Source organism: Saccharopolyspora sp. (assembly GCF_017434145.1).
GTDB lineage: Bacteria > Actinomycetota > Actinomycetes > Mycobacteriales > Pseudonocardiaceae > Saccharopolyspora_C > Saccharopolyspora_C galaxeae.
The window spans coordinates 1-2,565 of record NZ_JAFRFW010000936.1 but is presented as its reverse complement, the minus strand read 5'-3'; the positions used below and the strand labels follow the sequence as shown (position 1 = coordinate 2,565).

At 73.8% G+C, this 2,565-nt stretch carries 3 protein-coding genes and 1 pseudogene; all 4 read right to left on the bottom strand.

From position 1 onward, the window contains the following. On the bottom strand, positions 1 to 694 hold a 694-nt coding region (locus IJH84_RS25335; RefSeq protein WP_295149841.1), incomplete at its 3' end, for a reverse transcriptase-like protein. After that, complete coding sequence (locus IJH84_RS25330) at positions 694 to 1,419, bottom strand: C4-type zinc ribbon domain-containing protein (protein WP_200071100.1); 726 nt, start codon at positions 1,417 to 1,419, stop codon at positions 694 to 696. The genes IJH84_RS25335 and IJH84_RS25330, both read right to left, overlap by 1 nt. Beyond that, positions 1,416 to 2,276, bottom strand: a complete 861-nt coding sequence (locus IJH84_RS25325; protein WP_200071099.1) for a Nif3-like dinuclear metal center hexameric protein — start codon at positions 2,274 to 2,276, stop codon at positions 1,416 to 1,418. The genes IJH84_RS25330 and IJH84_RS25325 overlap by 4 nt, the downstream gene beginning before the upstream one ends. Before the next feature lie 31 nt (positions 2,277 to 2,307). Beyond that, positions 2,308 to 2,565 (bottom strand): annotated as a pseudogene (locus tag IJH84_RS25320) (hypothetical protein); the annotation flags it as partial.

Below are 2,565 nucleotides of genomic sequence, written 5' to 3'. Positions count from 1 at the left end.
GCCGCTGCCCGAGATCGGTCAGCGGCACGTCGCCGCGCCCCGAGTAGCGGCGGTCCACCGACATCTCGGTCTGCCCGTGCCGCAGCAGCAGCAGCTTCGTCGGGGAACCCGTGGCGCCGGTCCAGCCAGCGGGCCGCGTGCGGGACTCGGCCTTCGCCGGTTTCGCAGCAACATCCGCAGCCGATCCGGCAGCAGCGTCCGCAGCCCTACCGGCCGAAACATCCGCGCCCGACCCGGCGAAATCGTCCGCGGCAGCGCTGTCCGCAGCCCCGGCAGCGGGTGTGCGCTCGATCCCGGCCTGACTGTCCATCGCCGCGTTGGCCAGCCGGTCCGCGTGCGCGTTGCGCTCCCGCGGGATCCACTCGAACCGCACCGCGGCGAACGCGGCCACCAGATCCTTCGCCTGCGCCGCAAGGGGTTGCAGCGCCGCGTGCTTGATCCGCCAACGCCCGCTGAGCTGCTCGACGACCAGCTTCGAGTCCATCCGGACGTCGACCTCGTCCGCCCCGAGCTCGGCAGCGGCCCGCAATCCGGCCAGCAGCCCCTCGTACTCGGCCACGTTGTTCGTGGCGACCCCGAGCCCGAGCGAGCGCTCGGCCAGCACCGCCCCGTCGGCGTCGCGCACCACCGCACCGCAGCCGGCCGGTCCCGGGTTGCCCCGCGAACCGCCGTCGGCTTCGACGACCACCCGCATCAGGAGCCCTTGCGGACCAGGATCGCGCCGCACTCCTCGCAGCGGACCACGTCATCGGCGGCGGCGTCGCGCAGGTCGGTGAGCTTGGCGCGGTCCAGCTCGATCCGGCACGCGCCGCAGCGGTTGCCCTGCAGCAGCCCGGCCCCGACGCCCTTGGCCTCGCGGATCCGGTCGTAGGTGGCCAGCAGCTGCTCCGGCAGGTCCGCGGTCAGCACCTCGCGCTCGGACTTGCGCTTGACCTCGGTGCTGTCCAGGTCGGCCAGCGCCTCGTCCCGGCGGTGCTGGGCGTCGGCGAGCTTGTCCTCGGCGGCGGTGACCTCGCCGCGGGCGTGCTCGACGTCGGTCTCCACGGCCTCGCGCTGCTCCATGACCTCCAGCAGCTCGTCCTCCAGGTTGCCCTGGCGGCGGGCGAGGGTCTGCAGCTCGTGCTGCAACTCCTCCAGCTGCTTGGACGAGCCGCCGGAATCCATCAGCTGCCGGTCCCGCTGCTCGCGCTTGCGGACCTGCTCGATCTCGGTCTCCAGCCGCTTGGCGTCCCGGTCGATGTCGCCGAACGAGGTCTGCGCGGCGACCAGCGCGTCCCGCTTCGCCTGCGCGTCGCGTTCGGCGCCGCCGATCTCCTCCAGTTCGGGCAGCGTCCGGCGCCGGTGGTTGACCCGGTTCAGTTCGGCGTCCACCTCCGCGAGGTCGAGCAACCGGTGCTGCACGGCGGGGTCGGCTTTCACGCGAGCGTCCTCCCTGCGTCGGGGGCCGCACCGGAGGCATGGGTGGTCCACGGATCGGTGCGGCGAGTGGAGACAAGAACCTCGACAGTATCCGGCAGCGCCGCGCCCACCACGTCGGCCGCCTGCTGGCACCACGGCCACTCGCTGGCCCAGTGCGCCACGTCCACCAGCGCGGGCACCTGCTTGCCGGGGAGGTCGCCGCGCGCGATGTGCTCGCCCGCCGGGTGGTGGCGCAGATCGGCGGTCACGTAGGCGTCCACCTCGGCGGCCAGCGCGGTGTCCAGCTGCGAGTCGCCCGCGCCGCCGCAGACCGCGACGGTCTTGATCTCCCGTTCCGGATCGCCCGCGCCGCGCACGCCCCATGCGGTGCTGGGCAGGTTCGTGGCCACCCGCTCGACGAAGCGCGCGAACGGTTCCGGCTGCGGCAGCGAACCGATCCGGCCGAGCCCGGTGCTCGCGCCCTCCTGGTGCGGCGCCAGCGGCGCGCTGACGGTCAGTCCGAGCGCGTCGGCCAGCGCGTCCGAGACTCCGACTGCGGCGGTGTCGGCGTTGGTGTGCGCGCAGTACAGGCCGATCCCGGAGCGGATCAGCCGGTGCACCAGGTGCCCCTTGGGGTCGTCGGCGGGCACCCCGTGCACGCCGCGCAGCAGCAGCGGGTGGTGCGCGACCAGCAGTTGTGCGCCGAAGTCCGCGGCTTCGTCCACAGTGGCCTCGACCGGGTCGACGCAGAACAGCACCCGCTGCACCGCGGCCGCCGGATCGCCGCAGACCAGGCCGACCGCGTCCCACTGCTCGGCCAGCTCCGGCGGGTACGCCGCCTCCAGCGACTCCACGACGTCCCGAATCCGCACGGTCATCCGATTCGCACCCCTCGCTGCCGTTCTCGCACTATCCGAGCAGTTCGCGCATCGCCCGGACCAACGTGGCGTTGCGCCCGGCGTCCCGCACCGCCACCCGCAGGTGGTCCGGGCCCAGACCGGGGAAGGTGTCCCCGCGCCGGACCGCGATGCCGCGGTCCCGCAGCGCCGATCGCACCTTGGCGCCATTGTGGACGTCCAGCAGCAGGAACGGTGCACGGGCCGGGCCGATCACCGAAACCCCCGGCACGGCTGCCAAATCGGCCGCCTGCCCGGCGCGCAGCGCGTC

What these genes read in the sequence shown, in the direction of transcription:
- IJH84_RS25325 (WP_200071099.1), bottom strand. Translation starts at nt 2,276, where the DNA reads ATGACCGTGCGGATTCGGGACGTCGTGGAGTCGCTGGAGGCGGCGTAC.